Source organism: Klebsiella sp. JB_Kp042 (genome assembly GCF_040065275.1).
In the GTDB taxonomy this organism is placed as follows: domain Bacteria; phylum Pseudomonadota; class Gammaproteobacteria; order Enterobacterales; family Enterobacteriaceae; genus Klebsiella; species Klebsiella quasipneumoniae.
In genome coordinates, this window is the sequence record NZ_JBEAJL010000027.1 from 64,456 (window position 1) to 86,791 (window position 22,336).

Annotated in this window: 22 protein-coding genes; 10 read left to right on the forward strand and 12 right to left on the reverse strand. The window is 58.5% G+C overall.

Annotation, left to right across the window (positions count from 1 at the left end; genetic code table 11):
• Nucleotides 1-33: 33 nt before the first annotated feature.
• Nucleotides 34-915 (forward strand): LysR family transcriptional regulator, encoded by an 882-nt coding sequence (locus tag ABLV54_RS10300; protein ID WP_348814068.1) that lies wholly within the window; start codon nt 34-36, stop codon nt 913-915.
• A 70-nt stretch (nt 916-985) separates the two neighbouring features.
• On the opposite strand, the gene ABLV54_RS10305 is transcribed toward ABLV54_RS10300, so the two are convergent.
• On the reverse strand, nt 986-1,081 hold the full coding sequence (locus tag ABLV54_RS10305) for a hypothetical protein (RefSeq protein WP_224222709.1): 96 nt from the start codon (nt 1,079-1,081) through the stop codon (nt 986-988).
• Between the two features lie 91 nt (nt 1,082-1,172).
• Between ABLV54_RS10305 and ABLV54_RS10310 the strand changes: the two genes are divergently transcribed.
• Nucleotides 1,173-1,484: a hypothetical protein gene (locus ABLV54_RS10310; RefSeq protein WP_032452501.1), complete on the forward strand. Its 312-nt coding sequence runs from the start codon at nt 1,173-1,175 to the stop codon at nt 1,482-1,484.
• Between the two features lie 121 nt (nt 1,485-1,605).
• On the opposite strand, the gene ABLV54_RS10315 is transcribed toward ABLV54_RS10310, so the two are convergent.
• On the reverse strand, nt 1,606-2,088 hold the full coding sequence (locus ABLV54_RS10315) for a glutathione peroxidase (protein ID WP_050533951.1): 483 nt from the start codon (nt 2,086-2,088) through the stop codon (nt 1,606-1,608).
• Nucleotides 2,089-2,246: 158 nt separating this feature from the next.
• Between ABLV54_RS10315 and ABLV54_RS10320 the strand changes: the two genes are divergently transcribed.
• Nucleotides 2,247-2,810, forward strand: a complete 564-nt coding sequence (locus tag ABLV54_RS10320) for a hypothetical protein (RefSeq protein ID WP_050533950.1) — start codon at nt 2,247-2,249, stop codon at nt 2,808-2,810.
• A gap of 45 nt (nt 2,811-2,855) precedes the next feature.
• Here ABLV54_RS10320 and ABLV54_RS10325 read toward each other — a convergent pair whose 3' ends face one another.
• Both ABLV54_RS10325 and yeaG read right to left on the reverse strand, forming a co-directional pair.
• Complete coding sequence (locus tag ABLV54_RS10325) at nt 2,856-4,139, reverse strand: YeaH/YhbH family protein (RefSeq protein ID WP_012968476.1); 1,284 nt, start codon at nt 4,137-4,139, stop codon at nt 2,856-2,858.
• 85 nt (nt 4,140-4,224) lie between these two features.
• Entirely contained in the window at nt 4,225-6,159 is a 1,935-nt protein-coding gene (yeaG, locus tag ABLV54_RS10330) for a protein kinase YeaG (protein WP_004203779.1), read from the reverse strand.
• 416 nt (nt 6,160-6,575) lie between these two features.
• Here yeaG and ABLV54_RS10335 point away from each other — a divergent pair, with 416 nt between their 5' ends.
• Together ABLV54_RS10335 and ABLV54_RS10340 are read left to right on the forward strand one after the other, a co-directional pair.
• A complete protein-coding gene (locus ABLV54_RS10335; protein ID WP_023289272.1) occupies nt 6,576-7,322 on the forward strand; it encodes a MipA/OmpV family protein in 747 nt (248 codons plus the stop codon).
• 91 nt (nt 7,323-7,413) lie between these two features.
• Nucleotides 7,414-8,268, forward strand: coding sequence for an aldo/keto reductase (locus tag ABLV54_RS10340; RefSeq protein ID WP_048334776.1), 855 nt, complete (start codon nt 7,414-7,416; stop codon nt 8,266-8,268).
• A gap of 60 nt (nt 8,269-8,328) precedes the next feature.
• Here the strand turns inward: ABLV54_RS10340 and ABLV54_RS10345 are convergent, their stop codons facing one another.
• Both ABLV54_RS10345 and gapA read right to left on the reverse strand, forming a co-directional pair.
• Nucleotides 8,329-9,213: a D-hexose-6-phosphate mutarotase gene (locus tag ABLV54_RS10345; RefSeq protein WP_023289274.1), complete on the reverse strand. Its 885-nt coding sequence runs from the start codon at nt 9,211-9,213 to the stop codon at nt 8,329-8,331.
• Nucleotides 9,214-9,287: 74 nt separating this feature from the next.
• Nucleotides 9,288-10,283 (reverse strand): glyceraldehyde-3-phosphate dehydrogenase, encoded by a 996-nt coding sequence (gapA, locus tag ABLV54_RS10350; RefSeq protein WP_050533949.1) that lies wholly within the window; start codon nt 10,281-10,283, stop codon nt 9,288-9,290.
• Nucleotides 10,284-10,620: 337 nt separating this feature from the next.
• Here gapA and msrB point away from each other — a divergent pair, with 337 nt between their 5' ends.
• The gene (gene msrB, locus ABLV54_RS10355) at nt 10,621-11,034 is read left to right on the forward strand and encodes a peptide-methionine (R)-S-oxide reductase MsrB (RefSeq protein ID WP_050533948.1); all 414 of its coding nucleotides are present in this window, start codon (nt 10,621-10,623) and stop codon (nt 11,032-11,034) included.
• A 43-nt stretch (nt 11,035-11,077) separates the two neighbouring features.
• Nucleotides 11,078-11,356: a YeaC family protein gene (locus ABLV54_RS10360; protein WP_004203787.1), complete on the forward strand. Its 279-nt coding sequence runs from the start codon at nt 11,078-11,080 to the stop codon at nt 11,354-11,356.
• 94 nt (nt 11,357-11,450) lie between these two features.
• Here the strand turns inward: ABLV54_RS10360 and yajD are convergent, their stop codons facing one another.
• The 5 genes from yajD to sppA form a co-directional block, all read right to left on the reverse strand.
• Nucleotides 11,451-11,795 (reverse strand): HNH nuclease YajD, encoded by a 345-nt coding sequence (yajD, locus tag ABLV54_RS10365; RefSeq protein ID WP_002901254.1) that lies wholly within the window; start codon nt 11,793-11,795, stop codon nt 11,451-11,453.
• Between the two features lie 160 nt (nt 11,796-11,955).
• A complete protein-coding gene (locus tag ABLV54_RS10370; RefSeq protein WP_032452507.1) occupies nt 11,956-13,209 on the reverse strand; it encodes a glycoside hydrolase family 18 protein in 1,254 nt (417 codons plus the stop codon).
• A gap of 171 nt (nt 13,210-13,380) precedes the next feature.
• A complete protein-coding gene (pncA, locus tag ABLV54_RS10375; RefSeq protein WP_004203790.1) occupies nt 13,381-14,022 on the reverse strand; it encodes a bifunctional nicotinamidase/pyrazinamidase in 642 nt (213 codons plus the stop codon).
• Between the two features lie 9 nt (nt 14,023-14,031).
• Entirely contained in the window at nt 14,032-15,051 is a 1,020-nt protein-coding gene (gene ansA / locus ABLV54_RS10380; protein ID WP_032452508.1) for an asparaginase, read from the reverse strand.
• Between the two features lie 138 nt (nt 15,052-15,189).
• Nucleotides 15,190-17,043, reverse strand: a complete 1,854-nt coding sequence (gene sppA, locus ABLV54_RS10385; RefSeq protein ID WP_004203792.1) for a signal peptide peptidase SppA — start codon at nt 17,041-17,043, stop codon at nt 15,190-15,192.
• A gap of 166 nt (nt 17,044-17,209) precedes the next feature.
• Here sppA and ABLV54_RS10390 point away from each other — a divergent pair, with 166 nt between their 5' ends.
• Complete coding sequence (locus ABLV54_RS10390; protein WP_023289278.1) at nt 17,210-17,761, forward strand: NAD(P)H nitroreductase; 552 nt, start codon at nt 17,210-17,212, stop codon at nt 17,759-17,761.
• Between the two features lie 469 nt (nt 17,762-18,230).
• Here the strand turns inward: ABLV54_RS10390 and phoC are convergent, their stop codons facing one another.
• On the reverse strand, nt 18,231-18,977 hold the full coding sequence (phoC, locus tag ABLV54_RS10395) for an acid phosphatase PhoC (protein ID WP_008807621.1): 747 nt from the start codon (nt 18,975-18,977) through the stop codon (nt 18,231-18,233).
• Nucleotides 18,978-19,202: 225 nt separating this feature from the next.
• On the opposite strand from phoC, the gene selD reads away from it, so the two are divergent.
• Both selD and ABLV54_RS10405 read left to right on the forward strand, forming a co-directional pair.
• Nucleotides 19,203-20,246: a selenide, water dikinase SelD gene (gene selD / locus ABLV54_RS10400; RefSeq protein WP_044522394.1), complete on the forward strand. Its 1,044-nt coding sequence runs from the start codon at nt 19,203-19,205 to the stop codon at nt 20,244-20,246.
• A gap of 4 nt (nt 20,247-20,250) precedes the next feature.
• Complete coding sequence (locus ABLV54_RS10405) at nt 20,251-22,197, forward strand: DNA topoisomerase III (protein ID WP_023289280.1); 1,947 nt, start codon at nt 20,251-20,253, stop codon at nt 22,195-22,197.
• The last annotated feature ends 139 nt before the right edge of the window (nt 22,198-22,336 follow it).

The window sequence follows — 22,336 nt, forward strand, 5'->3', positions numbered from 1 at the left end:
AACGGAGAGTCGTTTTCCGTAAATGGAAAATAGATGACCGCAGAATTTAACTGGGATGATGCGCGCATATTCCTCGCCATCGCCCGGGCGGGAACGCTGAGCGGCGCCGCCGACAAGATGAACATGGGGATTGCCACGGTCTCCCGCCGGCTGGATCGGCTGGAGCAGGCGTTGAACGTTCCGCTCTTCAGCCGCCATCAGAGCGGCTATCGCCTGACCGACGATGGCGAAGCCCTGCTCGCGCGGGCTGAGGCGCTGGAATACGCAGGCCTGGCGTTCGGCGAAGCGGCGCAACTGCAGGGGCATGTCGCCGGGGTTGTCCGCCTGGCCACCGCGGACAACCTGGCCACGCATTTTATTCTGCCCTCCCTGAAAGGGCTCCTGGACCAATATCCCGAGCTGCGGGTGGAGGTGCTGAGCGGCGTGCAGCCGGTGAACCTGCACCGTCGGGATGCCGATCTGGCGATCCGCATGGTCAAGCCTGAGGCCGGGCATCTGACGTTAAAGCGTCTGGGGACGGTGGGGTTTGGCGTCTATGGCGCCGCCGGCTATCTGGCCGGGGCGGACGGCCTGTCGCTGAGCGAGGCGGACTTTGTGGGGTGGCCGGAAACTCACCAGCACCTGCCGGCCGCCCAATGGATCACGCGCACCCAGCGCGGCAGGCCCTGTAAAGTCGAAGCCAATACGCTCGTGGCCCAGGTTTCCGCGGTATCCGCGGGCCTCGGACTGGGCGTCCTGCCGCACTTTATGGCGCGGGCCAGCGGCCTGCAGTGCCTGCAGCCGGAGATCGGCGCGGATCAGACCCTCTGGCTGGTGATGCATTCCGACCTGGCCGGATCAAGACGCGTGCGGGTTCTCGCCGACCATCTCATCGCTCTCTTTGCGGATCATCAAGAGCGGCTGGCGATGCCCTGAAGGGACGCGGCTTGGGCGTGTATCGATAAGACCCCCCGGGGCTGACGAGCCACGATTTTTTCCGCGCCCGCTAACAGTCATACTCACCGCGCAATATTCGGCCCAATGCTGCGCCGCAGTCGAAAATACTGCAGAGTGAGGGGATATCCCCGTCCGGCAAAATAATTTTGTGTTGTTGCCAGCACCGCCTTGTTGCGCTCCCCCAAAAATGCCTGTCGATGTTAGGGTGAGAGGTTGATTACCACAGGAGAACGCAAATGATTGTCAGGACCTGGCACGGCTGTGTGCCATTGCAACATGCCGAGGGGTTTGCAAAGCACCTTGAGCTGACCGGCGTGGAACACGCCCGGGGTATCCCCGGCAACAGGGGCGCGCTGGTGCGCCGGGAAAACCAGGGCGAATGGGCGCATTTCTTTCTCGCCACCTACTGGCAGGATCTCGCGGCGGTCAAAGCCTTCGCTGGCGAAGACTATCACGTCGCGGTCACCTATCCGGACGACGAAGTATTCGAACTGCTCTCCGACCCCTACGTGTTTCAGCATGAGGTTGAGGCCGTGTCGCCGCTGTAGGCTGCGTGTCGGGCAGGCGGAAGTTAGGCCAACCACAGACGGTTGCTGGCCGCGTGAGATCGACCTCTATCTTGCATGGGCAGCCAGCCACCGTTGGGCGAACGTGGAATGACAGGAACACTTAGCGTTTGAGTGCGGCAACAATGGCGGCTTCCATTTTCTCCGGCGTCGTGAACGGCGCAAAACGCGTGAGGGGAGTGCCGTCGCGACCGATGAGGAACTTGGTGAAATTCCACTTGATCCGTCCGCCGAGCACGCCGGGCAACGCTTGTTTCAAATAACGAAACAGCGGGTGCGCGGCGTGGCCGTTGACGTCCACTTTCTCAAACATCGGGAAGCTCACGCCGTAGTTAACGTGACAGGTCTGCTCGATTTCATCCGCACCGCCGGGTTCCTGCTTGCCAAACTGGTTGCAGGGGAACCCAAGCACAACCAGCCCCTGAGCCGCGTACTTTTTGTAGAGCGCTTCAAGGCCAGCATATTGCGGCGTGAAGCCACAATGGCTGGCCGTATTCACCACCAGAACCACCTTGCCAGCATAGTCAGCCATGGAGAGGGGCTGTCCGCGCAGGCGGGTAGCCGTCAATTGATAAAAAGGGGTCATAGCAGGCTCCTGAGAGTAGAAACAGTTCAACGCTGACGATCGCGCTGATGTTTGAAGCAGATTAGGCAGTTATGATACACAGGGTTAGGGATTTGTACCTGGAGTGTTAAAAAAACGCCAGATGTCATAGAGAAAATCGCGAACAGGAACGGCTGAAAATGGTGAAATATATCTTATCGCTGGTCGTAGTGGTGATGCTCGCAGGCTGTACCAGCGCGCCAAACTTGCCGCCTCGGGATACCATTGTGGCGGTGAAACCCACAGAGTCCGGTATTGTCGCCAGCTCAGCGAAATACAGTTACCGCTTTGTCCGTGACGGTGTGCCTGAGGAATATCAGCGTTATAAGACCTTTTATGAGCGCTTTCACCAACAGGCTTCCGGCGTGCGAGTTAACTTTGTCGTGGAACAACATGAGGTAACGGCGGAATATCTGATGGTGATGGATCAGCGCAAACTGGATGCCGGGCAGCATAGCGAGCTGGTGAATCAGTATCATGCGGTGCAGATTGATAACGAACGCCTCGGGGTGTTGTTTAAAGCGACAGGATTTTGGACGGCATCGGACGCATCAGATCTGGCCGCCGCCTACCAGTTAGCGCACCCCGTTGTGGTATCAATCAATGATAAGACCAAAACGATTAGCTCGCTTGGCGCCGTCGCCATGGCCCCGTTGTTTCCGTTTTACATGATGTATGGCTGTGCCATCGGGCCTTGTGTCTGAGGAAAATAGCCAGCAAGTCACTCGACTCACTGGCTGAGTATTTCACTACGCTTCACTTTTAGACGATTGTTTGTGAAACAGTTCACGGAATACCGGGTAGATATCCTCCTGGTCGCGGATATGCTGCATGGCGAAATTATCAAAGGTCGCCTGCAGGTGTTCATACTCGCGCCACAGGGTCTGATGCGCCCGGCGGGTAATTTCGATATAGCTGTAATAACGCACCACCGGCAGAATTTTCTTCGCCAGCAGTTCGTGGCACAGCGGGGAGTCGTCGGCCCAATTGTCGCCATCCGACGCCTGGGCGGCGTAGATGTTCCACTGCGCCGGGTCATAACGCGCCTGCACCACTTCATCCATCAGCTTCAGGGCGCTGGAGACGATGGTGCCGCCGGTCTCCTGAGAGTAGAAGAACTCGTGTTCATCCACCTCTTTCGCCTGAGTATGGTGGCGGATGTAGACCACATCGACGTTTTTATAGGTCCGGCTGAGGAACAAATACAGCAGGATATAAAAGCGCTTGGCCATGTCTTTGGTGGCCTGGTCCATCGAGCCTGAGACGTCCATCAGGCAGAACATTACCGCCTGGCTGGAGGGCTCCGGCCGTTTTTCGTAATTTTTGTAGCGTAAGTCAAAGGTGTCGATAAACGGCACCCGTTCAATTTTAGCCCGCAGTTCGGCAATCTCTTTGCGCAGGCGCTCCTCCTCCAGCAGCTGCACCGGTTCGCTGCGGCTGATGGTCTCCAGATCCTCCTCCAGGGCGCGCAGTTCACGGCGCTTGCCGGCGGTCATCGCCGTCCGGCGGGCCAACGAGTTCTGCAGCGAACGCACCACGCTGATGTTGGCCGGCACCCCGTTAGAGGTAAAGCCTGCGCGATGGGTTTTAAACTCGTTCAGCTGCCGGTGCTGATTTTTCTTCAGGTTCGGCAGGGCGAGATCTTCGAACAGCAGATCCAGGTACTCATCTTTCGAAATCTGGAAGACAAACTCATCCTTCCCTTCGCCATCGGCGCTGGCTTGCCCCTGACCGCCGCCCCCGCCGCCGCCGCCGCCTTGTGGGCGTTCGATGCGGTCGTTTTGCACGAAATGGTCGTTGCCCGGGTGGACGCGGTTGCGTAGCCCGCCGCGACCCTGATGAAACATCGGCTCGTTGATATCGTCCGTCGGGATCGAGACGGATTCTCCGCTCTCAATATCAGTCACCGAGCGCTTGTTGATGGCCTCGGAGATCGACTGTTTAATCTGCGCCTTATAACGGCGCAAAAAGCGCTGACGATTGACGGCGCTTTTGTTTTTCCCGTTCAGGCGTCGGTCTATGAACCAGGTCATATGCCCTCCTGTACTGCATTAGCCAACTTTACTTATCATCATTCAGCTGCAGTTGGCCCGGCGGCGCACCGCCGGGCTGGACGCATCAGGACGATTTACGAACCCGCAGGTACCACTCGCACAGCAGGCGAACCTGTTTGCGGGTGTAGCCTTTCTCCATCATGCGGTCGACAAAGTCGTCGTGTTTTTTCTGTTCATCGGTTGAGGTTTTGGCGTTAAACGAAATGACCGGCAACAGCTCTTCGGTATTGGAGAACATTTTCTTCTCAATAACCGTGCGCAGTTTCTCATAGCTGGTCCAGTTCGGATTACGTCCGCTGTTGTTGGCTCTGGCGCGCAGCACAAAGTTGACGATTTCATTACGGAAGTCTTTCGGGTTGCTGATCCCGGCCGGCTTCTCAATTTTCTCCAGCTCGGCATTCAACGATTCACGGTCAAACAGCTGCCCGGTGTCCGGATCGCGATATTCCTGATCCTGGATCCAGAAGTCAGCGTAGGTGACATAGCGATCGAAAATGTTCTGCCCGTACTCGGAGTAGGATTCCAGATAAGCGGTCTGGATCTCTTTGCCGATAAACTCGGCGTATTTCGGGATCAGATAGCCTTTGAGGAACTCCAGATAGCGCTCGGCCTGCTCCTGCGGGAACTGTTCGCGCTCAATCTGCTGCTCCAGCACATAGAACAGATGCACCGGGTTGGCCGCCACTTCAACATGGTCGAAGTTAAACACCCTTGAGAGGATCTTAAAGGCAAAGCGGGTGGAGAGCCCGTTCATCCCTTCATCCACCCCGGCATAGTCGCGATACTCCTGATAGGATTTCGCTTTCGGGTCGGTATCCTTCAGGCTCTCGCCGTCATAGACCCGCATTTTCGAGTAGATGCTCGAGTTTTCCGGCTCTTTCAGGCGCGACAGAATCGAGAAGCGCGCCAGCGTTTCCAGAGTGCCCGGGGCGCATGGCGCATGCGTCAGTTCGCTGCTGTTGAGCAGTTTTTCATAGATACGGATCTCTTCGGAGATCCGCAGGCAATAAGGCACTTTGACGATATAGACGCGGTCGAGGAAGGCCTCATTGTTTTTGTTATTACGGAAGGTCACCCATTCCGATTCGTTGGAGTGGGCAAGGATGATCCCGTTAAACGGCAGGGCGGAGATCCCTTCGGTCCCGTTATAGTTACCCTCCTGGGTCGCGGTCAGCAGCGGATGCAGCACCTTGATCGGCGCTTTAAACATCTCGACGAACTCCATGATCCCCTGGTTGGCGCGGCACAGCGCACCGGAGTAGCCGTAGGCGTCCGGGTCGTTCTGCGCATAGTGTTCCAGCTTACGGATATCCACTTTACCCACCAGCGCTGAAATATCCTGGTTGTTCTCATCGCCTGGTTCGGTTTTGGCGATGGCGACCTGCTCGAGAATCGATGGCCAGACTTTGACCACGCGGAATTTCGTGATATCGCCGCCAAACTCATGCAGGCGTTTGGCCGCCCATGGCGACATAATGGTGCCGAGATAGCGGGTAGGGACGCCATACTCTTTCTGAAGGATCTGCGCATCCTCCTGCGGATTGAACAGGCACAGCGGGTGATCGTTAACCGGGCTGCGCTCGCCGTTGGCGCTCAGCACATAGATAGGCACGCGCTGCATCAGGGCTTTCAGCCGTTCAGCCAGCGATGATTTACCACCGCCCACCGGTCCCAGCAGATAGAGGATCTGTTTCTTCTCTTCCAGCCCCTGGGCGGCATGCTTGAGGTAGGAAACGATCTGCTCAATGGCGTCTTCCATACCGTAAAACTCTTCAAACGCCGGATAGCGTGCGATGACCCGGTTTGAAAAGAGACGGGATAGCCGCGGCTCGAGAGCCGTATCAACCATGACGGGTTCACCAATGGCCATCAACAGACGTTCTGCCGCATTGGCATAGGCACTGCGATCTTGCCGGCAGATGGTAAGAAACTCCTGCAGTGTGAACTCTTCGTCCTTGGCAGCTTCATAGCGCTGGCGATAGTGATCGAATATATTCATGGCATGCCGTCCTTTCGTTTTTTAGCACAGGTTGAGAGCCGTTCATATGAATAGTGGGGGCCCCCGGAAGACATAAGCTGAACATCGCTCTCCTGGTATCCAGCAACCCTTATGCCAGGTTGCGGGTGGGGTAGCGTGAATGTGCCCTGCAATTACACCTTCTAAATTTAAGCGTAGATGCATTTAGAAATCTTGCATGCCGCAGAAAATCAATTTCAATGACATATCAATAACTCATCCTGAAAAAGACGCTTTTTGATTCGCCGGGACGTGAAGCTGTCATCGGGCTGTCACCAGATGGTAAGAGAAGGGTGGGAAAGTGAACGATTTGTGTCATATCGGGTAAAGAATTTGAGGCATGAGACCTACGACGGTAAACTGCACGGGCTGATTATTTGACAACGGGAATATGGATTGTGACTAAAATCAAACTTCTGGCACTCGGCGTGCTGATTGCGACCTCCGCCAGCGCGGCGCATGCCGATGGGAAGTTCACGCTTGGGGCTGGCGTCGGCATCGTTGAGCATCCGTACAAGCAGTATGATGCGGATGTTTATCCGGTGCCGGTCATTAGTTATGAGAGCGATAACTTCTGGTTCCACGGTCTGGGCGGGGGTTACTACCTGTGGAATGACACCAACGATAAGCTGTCGATAACGGCCTACTGGTCGCCGATGTACTTCAAGCCGGGCGACAGCGATAGCGAACAAATGCGTCGCCTGGATAAACGTAAATCGACCGTGATGGCCGGTCTTTCTTATGTCCACAACACGCCCTATGGCTTCCTGCGCACGACGATTGCCGGCGATACGCTGGATAACAGCAACGGTATCAACTGGGATCTCGCCTGGCTGTACCGCTACACCAACGGGAACCTGACGCTGACGCCGGGCATTGGCGTCGAGTGGAACAGCGACAATCAGAACGAATACTACTATGGCGTCTCGCAGCATGAGTCCCGTCGCAGCGGGATGCGCAGCTACGATCCGGACAGCAGCTGGAACCCGTATCTGGAGCTGGCGGCCAACTATCGCTTCCTCGGCGACTGGAGCGTATACGGTATTGCGCGCTACACGCGTCTGTCGGATGAAATTACCGATAGCCCGATGGTGGACAAATCCTGGAGCGGTCTAATCTCAACCGGGATCACCTACACCTTCTGATTGTGCATTATTACAGTGCGCTTTATGCATCAAAACAGGGCTTCGCGCCCTGTTTTGCTTTATGGTGGTGCAGGGCGCGAAGAAGGAGACGATGGTGAAAAAAACAGTATGCTTTGGCGAGCAGGCGGCAGTTCCGGCCATCGGGCTGGGAACCTGGTATATGGGCGAGAACGCGGCGCAGCGTCAGCAGGAGGTGGCTGCACTGCGCGCGGGCATCGACCATGGCCTGACGGTAATCGATACCGCGGAGATGTATGCCGACGGCGGGGCGGAGGAGGTAGTGGGCCAGGCGATCCGCGGCCTGCGCGACCGGGTGACGCTGGTCTCCAAAGTCTATCCCTGGCACGCCGGCGGAGCGGCGATGCGCCGCGCCTGTGAAAACAGTCTGCGCCGGCTGCAGACCGACTATCTGGATATGTATCTCCTGCACTGGCGGGGCGATATCCCCCTGCAGGAGACGGTCGAGGCGATGGAAAGGCTGGTGGCCGAGGGCAAAATCCGCCGTTGGGGCGTCTCCAATCTGGACACCGACGATATGCAGGCGCTGTGGCGCACGGCGGGCGGCGAACGCTGCGCCACCAACCAGGTGCTCTATCATCTCGCGTCGCGGGGCATTGAATACGATCTTCTGCCCTGGTGTCAGCAGCACACCCTGCCGGTGATGGCCTATTGCCCGCTGGCGCAGGCGGGGCGCTTACGCGATGGACTTTTTCAGCATACCGATATCATCAATATGGCTAACGCGCGGGGCGTGACGGTGGCGCAGCTGCTGCTGGCCTGGGTGATTCGTCATCCGGGAATGCTGGCGATCCCGAAAGCGGCGACTATCGAGCATGTGGTGCAGAATGCCGCCGCGCTTGATATCGTTCTCAGCCCGCAAGAGCTTGCGCAGCTGGATCGCCTCTATCCGCCGCCGCCGCGGAAAACCCGGTTGGATATGGTTTAACCCACAGCGCATCCAGGTGGAGAAGAGAAAAAGCCCCGTGATAAACGGGGCTTTTTGCGGTTAGCGTTTTTTCACGCTGATGGTTTGTGCCAGGCGAGACGGGGTCTCTTCACTGGCTTTCTGCGGCTGGGTCACGCAGCAGGTTTCGACGCAGACGAAGGTTTTATAGCCATCGTCCGGCATGTCGCCCATGCTGACGGACAGCGCCGGGCCCGGGTTCCAGGCCACCACGTTGTGCTGATGATGATGCACCACGTCGATCGTGCGGCTGAGCGCGTCGTCGTGGATCACGCTGCAGCCTTCGGCGTCGAGATAGACGCGGTCGGTACGATCCGGGAAGGTCTGCACGCCGTTGTTCAGAACGCCTTCTTCGGCGTTCTTCACTTTATCGATATAGCGCTCGCCAAGACCGCTCACTTTCACCGCCGCGATATCGCCAACGTTGAAGTAGCTGTGCAGGGCAGAGGTGGTCTCGAATTCGCCGTGGGCTTCCAGCTCGATTTCGCAGGTCTTGCCCAGCTTGAAGCGGGCATAGAGGGTGAACTCATGCGGCCACAGCTTCATGGTTTCAGCGCTGTTCTGCAGCGCAAAGGTCAACATCACGCCGCTGTCGTCTTCATCATGCCCTTCCAGGGTCCACGGCAGGTTGCGGGCAAAGCCGTGCGACGGCAGGCCCTGCTGCGCCGATGGGCCAAACCACGGCCAGCAAATCGGCACGCCGCCGCGCAGGGCGACGCCCTGTTTAAATGGGGTGTTGTTGCTCAGCCACAGGACTTCTTCTTCACCGGCGGGTTTCCAGGAGAGCAGGTGCGCCCCCTGCAGCGCCACAGAGGCTTTCACCTGCGGATGGTCGATGACAATCAGCTCCAGGTCGTCCAGCTGGCGACGGGAGATAACGGGCGAAATGGTTTCATTCACCGGGAGAGCAAAAATTTTATTTATCATTGTGCAATCCTATCTCTGCAGACAAAAAAAAGAGCGACCGAAGTCGCTCTTACAGATTACTTTTTCATCTCAACTTATTTGGAGATGTGGGCAATCAGGTCCAGAACTTTGTTGGAGTAGCCAGTTTCGTTGTCGTACCAGGAAACCAGTTTAACGAAGTTGTCGTTCAGTGCGATACCTGCTTTAGCATCGAACACGGAAGTGCAAACTTCGCCGTTGAAGTCGGTAGAAACAACGTCGTCTTCGGTATAACCCAGAACGCCTTTCATTGCGCCTTCAGAAGCGGCTTTGATAGCTTTCTTGATTTCTTCGTAGGACGCTGCTTTTTCCAGACGAACGGTCAGGTCAACAACGGATACGTTCGGAGTCGGAACGCGGAACGCCATACCGGTCAGTTTGCCGTTCAGTTCTGGCAGTACTTTACCTACTGCTTTAGCAGCGCCGGTAGAGGACGGGATGATGTTCTGAGCTGCGCCGCGGCCGCCGCGCCAGTCTTTGTGAGACGGGCCATCAACGGTTTTCTGAGTAGCGGTGGTTGCGTGGACGGTGGTCATCAGGCCTTCAACGATACCGAAGTTGTCGTTGATGACTTTAGCCAGCGGTGCCAGGCAGTTGGTGGTGCAGGATGCGTTGGAAACGATGTCCTGGCCAGCGTAAGTGTCGAAGTTAGCGCCGCGAACGAACATCGGGGTGTTGTCTTTGGACGGGCCAGTCAGAACGACTTTTTTCGCGCCAGCGGTGATGTGTTTACGAGCGGTTTCGTCGGTCAGGAAGATACCGGTTGCTTCAGCAACAACGTTAACACCAACTTCGTCCCACTTCAGGTTAGCCGGGTCACGTTCAGCGGTAACACGGATTTTTTTACCGTTAACGACCAGATGACCGTCTTTCACTTCAACGGTGCCGTCGAAACGACCGTGAGTGGAGTCATACTTCAGCATGTAAGCCATGTACTCTGCGTCTAACAGGTCGTTGATTGCAACGATCTCGATGTCAGAACGTTTCTGAGCAGCACGGAAAACAATGCGACCGATACGGCCAAAACCGTTGATACCTACTTTGATAGTCATATATTCCACCAGCTATTTGTTAGTGAATAAAAGGTTGCCTGTAAAATTACAAAAACCTTACGCAGCGTCAAGCGGAATCGTGTCAATCATTGCGACAAATCAATCCTGAGCACACCTTGCGCGATTGATTTGCCTCACTCTCCCTTTGAGCCCAATTCCATATGGGGGCTGCGCGCGGAATTTTAAAGGGCATTTAAGATAAAAACGTGATTTAAGTCACAATTATCTGGCTGCCTGTGGGCACCGGATAAGTTTAGAACAAAAGTGTACGCTTCATTGTTAATGTTTTGTTAGAATTGGGGCGAAAGTTGTCCATTGCAAAGCGAGATGTAAGCCCATGGCAAATAAACCCTCCCCGGAAGAGCTGAAAAACGGCTTGAGCGAAATGCAGTTTTACGTAACCCAACATCATGGCACCGAACCGCCTTTCACCGGACGGCTGCTGCACAACAAGAAAAATGGCGTGTATCACTGCCTGGTGTGCGATGCGCCGCTGTTCAACTCCCAGACCAAATACGACTCCGGCTGCGGCTGGCCGAGCTTCTACGAGCCGGTAAGCGAAGAGGCCATTCGCTATCTGGACGACAGCTCCCACGGCATGCAGCGCATTGAGATCCGCTGCGGAAATTGTGATGCCCATCTCGGTCACGTGTTTCCGGATGGCCCGCAGCCGACCGGCGAGCGCTATTGTGTCAATTCGGCGTCGCTCAGCTTCACCGATGAGCAGAACGGCGAGCAGATTGAGGGCTGAAGAAACGATTCAGCAAATTATTCCAGGTGGAGGTGAGCGGAAGATGGATATTGAGCAAATTATCGACAGCATGACCCCGGAAGTGTATCAGCGTCTGGCGACGGCGGTAGAGCTGGGAAAATGGCCGGATGGCGTGGCGCTGACGCCGGAGCAGAAGGAAAATAGCCTGCAGCTGGTGATGCTGTGGCAGGCCCGGTATAACACCGACGCCCAGCATATGACCATCGACACCCGCGGGCAGATGGTGATGAAGAGCAAACAGCAGCTGAAGGAAGATTTCGGCATCGTGCCGAAGCCGATCGCCACCGTGAAGTTGCAATAAACCGCCGGCCGGCGGGGAGACGTTCCGGCGTCGGGTGATCCGGCGCCGGACAAGGGTAGCGTCAATGACCGCGCCCGGCGGTCAGTCGCTTCGCTTACTTTTTATTCATCATTGCTTTCAGGTCGGCAAACGGGTTGTAGGTGGCCTCGCCGACGCTCTTTTGCGCATCTTCGCCCGCTACCACCGTGGAGCCATACTGATCGGCTTCGGTGTACTTGGAATGTTCGTGATCGTGACAGTAAAGGCACAACATCTCCCAGTTGCTGCCATCTTCCGGGTTATTGGAGTGGTCGTGATCGATATGGTGCACCGTCAGCTCGCGCAGATTGGAGTAGACAAACTCCCGTGAGCAGCGTCCGCATACCCAGGGAAAGAGCTTGAGCGCCTTTTCGCGGTAACCCACTTCCAGACGTGCGTAATTTTTGGGGATATAGGCCATGGCCCCCTGCCTCCTGTCAAACGGTTAAGCTGCGCCAGCCCCTGGCGCAGCGGATAACAGGCATCATAACCTATCCCGGGCGGCGCGATATACCTGCATTGCCGGCGATGCTGCCTGCGTCACGCCGCCCGGCGGCGGCGATGCGGCGGAACAGCCGCGATTAGTGTTTGATCCCCAGCGATTCCGCCAGCTGGCGGGCCAGCTGGTTCTGGTCATCGGCGCCATACTCCCAGAACATCGCTCCGGCGAGGCCTTTCGCCTTGATGTAGTCCGCTTTAATGGCCACCGAGCGCGGGTTCTCGTAGGAGAGGGCGAACAGCGGCTTGCCCTCCGCGGACTGCACCGACAGCCACGGGACTTTCGCCTCATCGTCCCAGTGCTCGGTAAAGCGTTTCTGCGGATCGTTGAGCAATTTGCCCACGATATCATTGTATTTCACGTAGGTGTCTTTGCTCAGGTCATAGCCCAGCGAGGCAAACAGCGCGATCTGCTGTGGACCAAAATAGGGCTGGGTGACCGGGTTCTTTTGCGCATCCGCTTTACTCCAGTCAATCCCCGGCTCGACCGCCCGTTTCGGCACCCGGCCATAAAAACCAATTCCGAGGTTCATCTGGCTGGGTTTAAGCCCGGCGGCCAGGTAATTGTTGACCACAAAATCGGCGCTGTATTTATCCGCCGCGGCGACCGTCGGCCAGTGGCTGGAGTCATACAGGTTCGAGTTGAAGTACTGCGTGCCGTAGGCCATGTCGTAGGTCATCAGGTTGATGTAGTCGAGCGATGACGCAATCGCTTTAACGTCCACCCAGCTTTTCGGGCTTTCGGCGTTGGCGCCCACGGCGATAGTAACCAGTTTCCTGGTACCAAACGCTGCGCGCAGCTCTTTTAACAGCGCGGTAAAGTTATCGCGATCGGCCGGTTGACTGGCAACCAGCCCCCAGGCGCCGTTGACCGGAAACTCCCAGTCGAGGTCAATCCCATCCAGACCATATTTTTCAACAATTTCCTGCGCAGACTGAATAAACACCTTCCGGGTTTCTTTGCTTGCCGCCGCGCCGGAGAAACCGCGCGCTCCCCAGCCGCCGACCGACAGCAGGACTTTGAGGTCCGGGTTCTGTTTACGCAGGGCCGGGAGCTTTTGCAGATCCGCCTGCACCTTCGGCGACAGCCAGATCTCGTGCAGATGAGCAGGATCCTTCAGAGCTGCGTTGGTCTCGTCTTTTTCATCGTTATAGATAAGGCCAAACGAGTAGTTGAGATGGGTGATCTGCCGGACGTCCAGCTTGTCGATATCCCCGCCCGGCCCGGCAGTGACGTCGCCGCCGCCGTTGAAATAGCCGACGGACATCAGCGGTTGGGCAGAGAGCGCGGAAGCGCAAAGCAGGGGCAAGGCTGCCAGCAAGGGCAAACGTTTCATAGTGGTTCCTCTTTGACATAAAAAAAATAACCGCGCCACGGAAATGGCGTGGCGAAAAAACAACCTTGCCAGACTACCAGCAATAACCTGTTGAAACTGCGAGAGAGTTCAATTTATGGACGATAACGAAGCGGCAGAAGAAGCCCCGGCGCGGGCGCGCCGGGGAAGGGATCAGGCGTGGGTTTCCCGCCAGTCGTCGAGGGTATAGAGCGTGGCGCCTGCGGCGGCCATCTCCATAAACGCCTGGCTGCTGTCCTGCGGCTGAAGATTCACCCCGCGGCAGCCGTCGGTGATGACGTTGACCGCGTAGCCCAGCGCCAGGGCATCCAGCACGGTGAACTTAACGCAGTAATCGGTGGCGAGGCCGAGCACGGTCAGCTCTACGATCCCCTGACCACGCAGCCAGCCGTCCAGTTCAGTTTTCTGCCGGTGACCGTTGTCAAAAAAAGCGCTGTAGCTGTCAATGACCCGGTTTTGCCCTTTGTGGAACACGGCGGCGATGGCCTGCTGCTTGAGCAGGGGATGCAGCGCCGCGCCTTCGCTGTGCTGAACGCAGTGATCCGGCCAGAAAGTTTGCGCCAGGCCATCCAGGTCGCCCACGGTGTAGGGCTCCACCTGGTGCTGGCTGGCGAAGCTGCCGTGATCCGCGGGATGCCAGTCCTGGCTGGCGACGATGGGCTCGCCGCGCGCCAGGCTCCAGTCGATAAGCGCATTGGCCACCTCGACGGTGCTGTCGCCTTCGGGAACCGCCAGCGCGCCGCCGGCGCAGAAGTCGTTCTGCAAATCAACCAGTAACAGCGCTCGATGCGCCATACGTCCTCCTTAAGCTTCGTCAGGGGTCAGTTCGCCACGCAGATTCTGCTGCATCGCCGCGCGAATGGCGTCAACGTCAAGCTGCTGGCTCAGCAGATAGTGTAGCTTGGTCAGCGTCGCTTCCACCGTCATATCGAAACCACTGATGACTCCCGCCTGGGCGAGGGCATTGCCGGTGGCATAGCCGCCCATGTTCACTTTCCCGGACATACACTGCGTCAAGTTGACCACCACAATGCCGCGCTGGCTGGCTTCCGCCAGCACCTGAATAAACTCGCCATTCTGCGGCGCATTGCCGACGCCGTAGGAGCGGAGGATCAGCGCTTTCACCGGCTGGCGCAGGAAATTACGCACCACGTCGGCGGAGATGCCGGGGTAAATCGTCACCACGCCAATCGGCTGCGGGGTGATGGGGTGCACGATAAGCTCTCCGCAGCCCTGCGGCGCCGGCGGGGTACCGAGACGGCGGATATGGATCCCGGCCTCCAGCAGCGGCGCGAGGTTTGGCGAGGCGAAGGCGTCAAAGCCGTCGGCATGGGCTTTAGTGGTACGGTTGCCGCGGAACAGCCGATTGTTGAAGAACAGCGCCACTTCGTTAATCGGATAGTTGGCGGCGACGTACAGGGCATTGAGCAGGTTGATCTGGCCGTCGGAGCGCAGCTCGGCCAGCGGGATTTGTGACCCTGTCACAATCACCGGTTTGCCGAGGTTTTCCAGCATGAATGACAGCGCAGAGGCGGTAAACGCCATGGTGTCGGTACCGTGGAGGATCACAAAGCCATCATACTCCTCGTAATGGCTGCGGATATCGTCGGCGATGTGCTGCCAGTCCTCAGGAGTCATATCGGATGAATCCATCAGCGGATGGTATTCATGGATCGTGAAGTCCGGCATCTCCGGGCGATGGAACTCAGGCATCAGCGCCAGCTGACGCTGGAGATGGCCGGAAACGGGTACATAGCCGTGTTCAGAGCGCTGCATACCGATGGTCCCACCGGTGTAGGCAACGTAAATCGATTTTTTTTGCATAGCATCGCTTAGGTTGGTCGTAGACAGGCGCAGTATAAAGAGACGGAGGAAAAAATACAGTGTTGGCCGCTCGCTTTGTGGCGGCGCTGGCAGGTGCGGAAAAAAGGCTGCCCCGGGAGACGGGGCAGCCGCTGCGTATTAACGGATGTTGGCGCAGGTCAGGCAGAAGGCATAGCGGTTCTGCGGGTCGTTAAACGCCGCCAGCTTGTCGCTTTCGGCTTTCACCGTCTCGGCTGCCGCGGCCACCGGCGCAGGCAGCCAGGCCTGAATGGCGGCCGGCAGCGAGGCGCGTACCGAACCGGTCAGGCTGTCCAGCACCATCGAGAAGAAGGTGGGCTCTTCCTGATAGTAGTTGAGGTGCCAGGTTTTCAGCTTCGCCAGCTCGGCGGCCTTGGCCACCGCGTCGTCGAAGTCGCCGAGGCTGTCGACAAGACCGTTGGCTTTGGCATCTTCCCCGGTCCAGACGTGGCCCTGGGCAATCTGGTCGATTTTCTCCGGCGTGCTCTTACGCGCGTTAGCCACCAGGGTGATAAAGCGTTGATAGCCGTTCTCAATGCTCAACTGCATCAGCTGCTGCACTTCCGGCGGCAGCGCTTTGGTGCTGGAGATATCCGCCAGCGGCGACGTGGCGACGCCGTCGGTATGGACGCCAATCGACCCAAGGGTGTTTTCCACGGTGTTGATCACCCCAAAGATGCCGATGGAGCCGGTGAGGGTGCTTGGGTTCGCGACAATGTAGTCCGCCGGCGTGGAGATCCAGTAGCCGCCGGAGGCCGCCATGCCGCCCATTGAAACGACCACCGGTTTACCCGCGGCTTTGGCTGCCGCCAGCTCTTCGCGAATGATTTCCGAGGCGGTCACGCTGCCGCCCGGGCTGTTGACGCGCAGGACGATGGCCTTAATTTTCGGGTCGAGGCGCGCATCGCGAATTTGCGCAGCGGTGGTGTCGCCGCCGACGTTGCCCGGGGTCTCCTCGCCGTCCATGATGGCGCCGTTGGCGAAGATCACCGCGATGGCGGAACCCTGGTCAGACGGTGTCTTCACGTTGTAGTCGTAATAGCTGATCGCCCGGTAATTGTTATCCGCTTTGCTCCAGCCAAACTGTTTGGTCAGCGCCTTTTCCACTTCCGTGGAGGTCGCCAGCTCATCTACCAGCTTATTGTCCAGCGCATATTTCGCCGTATCGCCGCCCACCTTACGCAGGCCATCGATAATGCCCTGGGCGCCCGGGAAGAGCTGCTGGGCGGTGATCTGCCGGTTGGCGGCGATGGTGTTGAGGTAGTTCTGCCACAGTTCGCCAATCCAGCGGCTGTCCGCTTCGCGGGCGGCAGGGGACATGTCATCGCGAATGAAAGGCTCGACGGCGGATTTATAGGTGCCGACGCGGAAGACATGGGTGGAGACTTTCAGCTTATCCAGCAGCGACTTGTAGTACAGCCCGTTGGTGGCGAAGCCGTGCAGGTCCACCTCGCCCTGCGGAGAGAGCCAGATTTTGTTGGCAAAGCTCGCCAGGTAGTACTGGCCCTGGCTGTAGCTGCTGCCGACGGCATACACCGGTTTGCCGCTGTCGCGGAATTCGCGCAGCGCTTTACCGATGTACTGCATGGAGGGCTGATCGCCGCCGACGAAGTTTTTCAGATCCAGCACAATACCGGTGATATTACGGTCATCCTTCGCCTGACGGATGGTCTGCACGATATCGAACAGAGAATTCTCCTGCAGACGGTCCGAGCTGGCGCCAAACAGCTGGCGGCCAATTACGCCGAGCTTGCTGCTGGCGGACGGTTTATCCACCACCACGCCGGTAATATCCAGCAGCAGCGCGCCGCGCGCGGCATGTTCGCTGGTGGTGCTGCTGAACTGGCTCCAGATGCCGATACACACCAGCACCAGCACCAGGAAGATCGCATTGAGGGCCAGTTTGCGAATAAAGTTGAGTATCCGCCACGTCCATTTAAAAAAGCTGGCAATCAGTCGCCAAAGGGTTCGCATGTATTCTCCCTAACGTTATCTAAAAATGGGCAGGCCGCAGGGGCCGCCGCGTCTGGCTATCCTAAAGAGTGAGCCGTCGGTTGTCAGCAGGAATCACCGACCGCGCTGTAACAAAATCCTTGTGCATGTTAATTTTATGAAAAATGACATCACAGGAGTTATACAGATGGATGCTCTCGACCTACTGCTTAATCGCCGCAGCGCTTCCCGCCTGGCGGAACCGGCCCCGGCCGGCGAACAGCTGGAAAACATTCTGCGCGCCGGGCTGCGCGCCCCGGATCATGGCGCCCTGCAGCCGTGGCGCTTTTTCATTATCGCCGATGACGGCCGCGAACGCTTTAGTCAGCTGCTGGAAAAGGGGGCCCGGGAGGCCGGCCAGGATGAGAAGGGCATAGAGAAAGCCCGCAATGCGCCGTTTCGCGCGCCGCTGATCATTACCGTAGTGGCGCGCTGTGAAGACCACCCGAAGGTGCCGCGCTGGGAGCAGGAGATGTCCGCTGGCTGCGCGGTGATGGCGATGCAGATGGCGGCCCTGGCCCAGGGATTCAACGGCATCTGGCGCAGCGGAGCATTGACCGAGAGCCCGGTGGTGCGGGCCGGCTTCGGGTGCCGCGAGCAGGATAAAATCGTCGGCTTCCTCTATCTGGGCACGCCGCAGCTGAAAGCCTCAACCACCATTGCCCTGCCGGATACCGCGCCGTTTGTGACGCGATTCTGAGTCAGCGCGTGTTACGCCGGGTGGCGGCTGCGCCTTACCCGGCCTACGTTCGTACGACCTGTCGTTAATTTATTCACCATTGTTGCTGAAACTGCCGGTGCTGGCCCCCTGTGCGCTCCCTGCGCTATGCCAGACATAACGCAGAGGATATATCGGGAGCGCCATCTGCCCGGACATAACACAGGAGTGGTAGCCCTGCTAAGCGCAGCGCGAGCAGGGAAATTTACGATTGTGCCGTTATTTCGCCGGGTGGCGGCTGCGTCTTACCCGGCCTACATAACGATCCCGATATCAGACGGTTACCCCTCAATGTAGGCCCGCTCAAGCACAGCGCCGCCGGGCGATGGCAGCAGGCTCGGAGCCGCATCTATGCCGGGCGGCGGCGTGCGCGTGACCCGGCCTGCAGCCCCAAAGGTAGCCCGGACAAGGCGCGCCAGGCGCCGTATCCGGGAGTTCAACGGCGATGACGTTACTTCTGTGTTTTGGCGAATTCGTCTTTGGCTTTCTGCAACTGCTGCTGGAAGGCCGGGTTGGTGTGCAGCGTGGCGACCACCGCGGAGCCGACGATGCGCGCCGCATCGACATCGCTCTGCCAGTGATAGCCGCAGATCACCCGGCTCTCGCCGAGCTCATAGCCGCGCTTCAAAATTTCGTTCTGCCGCTGCGGGTTGATCTCTGCCAGCACCAGGGCGGTGGCCCAGCCGATGGAGGTATGCCCGGATGGGTAAGAGCCGTTTTTCGACAGCTTGTCCTGCTCGGTGGTGTTGCAGGTGGAGACACCGTAGAAGGCAAACGGGCGAATGCGCATATACTTCTCTTTCGCGCCGCGGGTCGCCAGATCGCCGGCGTCTTCAATCATATTGGTCAGCAGCTTATGGAGCTGCGGCGCGTCCTTTTCGGTGATCGGCGAGCCAAAGGCGCTGGAGAAAGCGTTAGCCACGCCGCCCGCGCTGAGGTTGGCATCCTCTGCCGCCAGCTTCCCGCGCTCGGTGTTGCGCAGCAGGCGCCCCTGCTCATACATCGCCTGATCGTTTAAGAACGCGATACTGCCCACCGCCGGCGGCGGCGGCAACAGCGCCAGGCTGTCGATGGCCTGGGCATTGGTCAGATAGTAGAGATCGGGCTTGGTGGTGACATCGTTACCGGGGGGAACCAGCGCGAAGGCGTTAACGGAGAAGAAACTGGCCAGGCAAAGGGCAAGAACACGCTTTTTCATTAGAATTTCCTTACGTCATAATCATTCCAGAGAAGACAGTCCTGGGTTGTCACATTTCTGTCATCTTTAAGTAAAAGTGAAAATGGTCGGGAAAAAATTGCCGCGTCTCGCAAAAACGGCTTTTTGTCTGCTTAATGAGCAACCATACGCGATTTCAGACTGTCGTACTTACCACCCTGACGTTTGGGCGCTAACATAGCGGGATTGCAATGACAGGAGATGTCCATGAGCGAGCAAGCCATTCGTTTAACGCAATACAGCCACGGAGCCGGTTGTGGTTGTAAAATTTCCCCGAAAGTGCTGGAAACCATCCTGCATAGCGAGCAGGCGAAGTTTGTCGACCCGAACCTGCTTGTCGGCAACGAAACCAGCGATGATGCCGCCGTTTACGATCTTGGTAATGGCACGTCAATCGTCAGCACCACCGACTTCTTTATGCCGATTGTCGATAATCCGTTCGACTTTGGCCGCATTGCCGCCACCAACGCCATCAGCGATATTTTCGCCATGGGCGGGAAACCGATTATGGCGATTGCCATTCTCGGCTGGCCGATCAACACCCTGGCGCCGGAAATCGCCCGCGACGTGGTGGAGGGCGGGCGCTTTGCCTGCCAGCAGGCCGGGATCGCGCTGGCGGGCGGCCACTCCATTGACGCTCCTGAGCCGATCTTTGGTCTGGCGGTCACCGGCGTGGTGCCCACCGAGCGCATCAAGAAAAACAGCACCGCGCAGGCGGGCTGCAAACTATATCTCACCAAACCGCTGGGGATCGGCGTGCTGACCACCGCGGAGAAAAAATCGCTGCTCAAGCCAGAGCATCAGGGGCTGGCGACGGAGACCATGTGCCAGATGAACCTCGCCGGCGCCGCGTTTGCCGCTATCGACGGGGTGAAGGCGATGACCGATGTCACCGGCTTTGGCCTGCTCGGCCACCTCAGCGAGGTGTGCCGCGGGGCCGGCGTGCAGGCGCAACTGCGCTATGCCGATATCCCGAAACTGCCGGGGGTGGAGGAGTATATCGCCGCCGGCGCGGTGCCGGGCGGCACCGGGCGCAACTTTGCCAGCTACGGCCATTTGATGGGCGAGATGCCGACGGCGTGGCGCGATCTGCTGTGCGACCCACAGACCTCAGGCGGTCTGCTGCTGGCGGTGACCCCGGAGGCGGAGGCGGAAGTCCAGGCCGCCGCGGCGGAGTTCGGTATTAAGCTGGCCGCCATCGGCGAACTGGTGACCGCCCGCGGCGGGCGACCGATGATCGAGATCCGTTGATTCGATGCGGTTGTTTATTGCAGAAAAACCGAGTCTCGGTCGGGCTATCGCCGATGTGTTGCCTAAACCGCACCGCAAAGGCGATGGCTATATTGAGTGCGGCAACGGGCAGGTGGTCACCTGGTGTATCGGCCATCTGCTGGAGCAGGCGCAGCCGGACGTCTATGACAGCCGCTATGCCCGCTGGAATCTCACCGACCTGCCGATTGTGCCGGAGAAATGGCAGTTGCAGCCCAAACCTTCGGTCACCAAACAGCTGAATGTGATCAAGCGCCTGCTCGGCGACGCCGAGGAGGTTATCCACGCTGGCGACCCCGACCGTGAAGGGCAACTGCTGGTGGACGAGGTCCTCGACTACCTGCAGCTGGCGCCGGAGAAGCGCCAGCAGGTGCAGCGCTGTCTGATAAACGATCTCAACCCGCAGGCGGTGGAGCGGGCGATCAACCGCCTGCGCGCCAACAGCGAGTTTGTGCCGCTTTGCGTGTCGGCGCTGGCGCGGGCGCGCGCCGACTGGCTGTACGGCATCAATATGACCCGGGCGTATACTCTGCTGGGGCGCAACGCTGGCTATCAGGGGGTGCTCTCCGTGGGACGGGTGCAGACCCCGGTGCTCGGCCTGGTGGTGCGCCGCGATGAAGAGATTGAAAACTTCGTCGCCAAAGATTTCTTCGACGTCAAAGCGCATATCGTCACGCCGCAGGAGGAGCGCTTTGTCGCGACCTGGGTGCCGAGCGAAGCCTGCGAACCTTACCAGGATGAAGAAGGGCGCCTGCTGCATCGTCCGCTGGCCGAGCACGTGGTTAAGCGTATCGAAGGCCAGCCGGCGCTGGTGACCGGCTATAACGATAAGCGCGATTCCGAACCCGCGCCGCTGCCGTTTTCGCTGTCGGCGCTGCAGATTGAGGCGGCCAAACGTTTCGGCTTCAGCGCGCAAAACGTGCTGGATATCTGCCAGAAGCTGTATGAAACCCACAAGCTCATCACCTATCCGCGTTCGGACAGCCGCTACCTGCCGGAAGAGCATTTCGCCGGCCGCCATGCGGTGCTGAATGCGATTGCCGTCCATGCGGCGGATCTGCTGCCGCAGCCGGTGGTGGATCCGGAGATCCGCAACCGCTGCTGGGATGATAAAAAGGTCGACGCGCACCATGCGATTATCCCGACCGCCCGCAGCAGCCAGGTCAAACTCACCGATAACGAAGCGAAGGTCTACACCCTGATCGCCCGGCAGTATCTGATGCAGTTCTGCCCTGACGCGGTGTTCCGTAAATGCCAGATTGACCTTGAGATCGCCAACGGCAAATTTGTCGCCAAAGCGCGTTTTCTGGCCGAGGCGGGCTGGCGGACGCTGCTTGGCAGCAAAGAGCGCGATGAAGAGAACGACGGCACGCCGCTGCCGGTGGTGGCCAAAGGCGATGAACTGCTGTGCGAGAGGGGCGAGGTAGTGGAGCGCCAGACGCAGCCGCCGCGCCACTTTACCGACGCCACGCTGCTGTCGGCGATGACCGGGATTGCCCGCTTCGTGCAGGATAAAGATCTGAAGAAGATCCTCCGCGCCACCGACGGCCTCGGCACCGAAGCGACCCGCGCCGGGATTATCGAACTGCTGTTTAAGCGCGGTTTCCTGAGCAAAAAGGGGCGCTATATTCACTCCTCGGAGGCCGGAAGGGCGCTGATTCATTCCCTGCCGGAGATGGCCGGGCGACCGGACATGACCGCCCACTGGGAGTCGGTATTGACGCAAATCAGCGAGAAACAGTGCCGCTATCAGGACTTTATGCAGCCGCTGGTGGGGACGCTGTATCAGCTGATCGAGCAGGCGCGCAGCACGCCGGTGCGCCAGTTCCGCGGTCTGGTGGCGCCTGGCGGGGCGAAAAAATCCTTCAGTAAGGGCAAAGGCAAAGCGAAAGGCAAAAAAGCGGCAGACGATGCCGCGCCGCCGCCGCAATAACCCGCCCGGCGGCCGCGAGGATGCGCTTCCCCGCGGCCGCCGTTTCTCCCCCCGCCAGGTCAATGGTCTACACTAAACAGCCGGGAAGGGGTGACGACCCCCTCAGAACAGGGATGCCCATTGCCCTTCCCGATGCCGT

What these genes read in the sequence shown, in the direction of transcription:
- ABLV54_RS10300 (WP_348814068.1), top strand. Translation starts at nt 34, where the DNA reads ATGACCGCAGAATTTAACTGGGATGATGCGCGCATATTCCTCGCCATC.
- ABLV54_RS10310 (WP_032452501.1), top strand. Translation starts at nt 1,173, where the DNA reads ATGATTGTCAGGACCTGGCACGGCTGTGTGCCATTGCAACATGCCGAG.
- ABLV54_RS10315 (WP_050533951.1), bottom strand. Translation starts at nt 2,088, where the DNA reads ATGACCCCTTTTTATCAATTGACGGCTACCCGCCTGCGCGGACAGCCC.
- ABLV54_RS10320 (WP_050533950.1), top strand. Translation starts at nt 2,247, where the DNA reads ATGGTGAAATATATCTTATCGCTGGTCGTAGTGGTGATGCTCGCAGGC.
- ABLV54_RS10325 (WP_012968476.1), bottom strand. Translation starts at nt 4,139, where the DNA reads ATGACCTGGTTCATAGACCGACGCCTGAACGGGAAAAACAAAAGCGCC.
- yeaG (WP_004203779.1), bottom strand. Translation starts at nt 6,159, where the DNA reads ATGAATATATTCGATCACTATCGCCAGCGCTATGAAGCTGCCAAGGAC.
- ABLV54_RS10340 (WP_048334776.1), top strand. Translation starts at nt 7,414, where the DNA reads ATGGTGAAAAAAACAGTATGCTTTGGCGAGCAGGCGGCAGTTCCGGCC.
- ABLV54_RS10345 (WP_023289274.1), bottom strand. Translation starts at nt 9,213, where the DNA reads ATGATAAATAAAATTTTTGCTCTCCCGGTGAATGAAACCATTTCGCCC.
- gapA (WP_050533949.1), bottom strand. Translation starts at nt 10,283, where the DNA reads ATGACTATCAAAGTAGGTATCAACGGTTTTGGCCGTATCGGTCGCATT.
- msrB (WP_050533948.1), top strand. Translation starts at nt 10,621, where the DNA reads ATGGCAAATAAACCCTCCCCGGAAGAGCTGAAAAACGGCTTGAGCGAA.
- ABLV54_RS10360 (WP_004203787.1), top strand. Translation starts at nt 11,078, where the DNA reads ATGGATATTGAGCAAATTATCGACAGCATGACCCCGGAAGTGTATCAG.
- yajD (WP_002901254.1), bottom strand. Translation starts at nt 11,795, where the DNA reads ATGGCCTATATCCCCAAAAATTACGCACGTCTGGAAGTGGGTTACCGC.
- ABLV54_RS10370 (WP_032452507.1), bottom strand. Translation starts at nt 13,209, where the DNA reads ATGAAACGTTTGCCCTTGCTGGCAGCCTTGCCCCTGCTTTGCGCTTCC.
- pncA (WP_004203790.1), bottom strand. Translation starts at nt 14,022, where the DNA reads ATGGCGCATCGAGCGCTGTTACTGGTTGATTTGCAGAACGACTTCTGC.
- ansA (WP_032452508.1), bottom strand. Translation starts at nt 15,051, where the DNA reads ATGCAAAAAAAATCGATTTACGTTGCCTACACCGGTGGGACCATCGGT.
- sppA (WP_004203792.1), bottom strand. Translation starts at nt 17,043, where the DNA reads ATGCGAACCCTTTGGCGACTGATTGCCAGCTTTTTTAAATGGACGTGG.
- ABLV54_RS10390 (WP_023289278.1), top strand. Translation starts at nt 17,210, where the DNA reads ATGGATGCTCTCGACCTACTGCTTAATCGCCGCAGCGCTTCCCGCCTG.
- phoC (WP_008807621.1), bottom strand. Translation starts at nt 18,977, where the DNA reads ATGAAAAAGCGTGTTCTTGCCCTTTGCCTGGCCAGTTTCTTCTCCGTT.
- selD (WP_044522394.1), top strand. Translation starts at nt 19,203, where the DNA reads ATGAGCGAGCAAGCCATTCGTTTAACGCAATACAGCCACGGAGCCGGT.
- ABLV54_RS10405 (WP_023289280.1), top strand. Translation starts at nt 20,251, where the DNA reads ATGCGGTTGTTTATTGCAGAAAAACCGAGTCTCGGTCGGGCTATCGCC.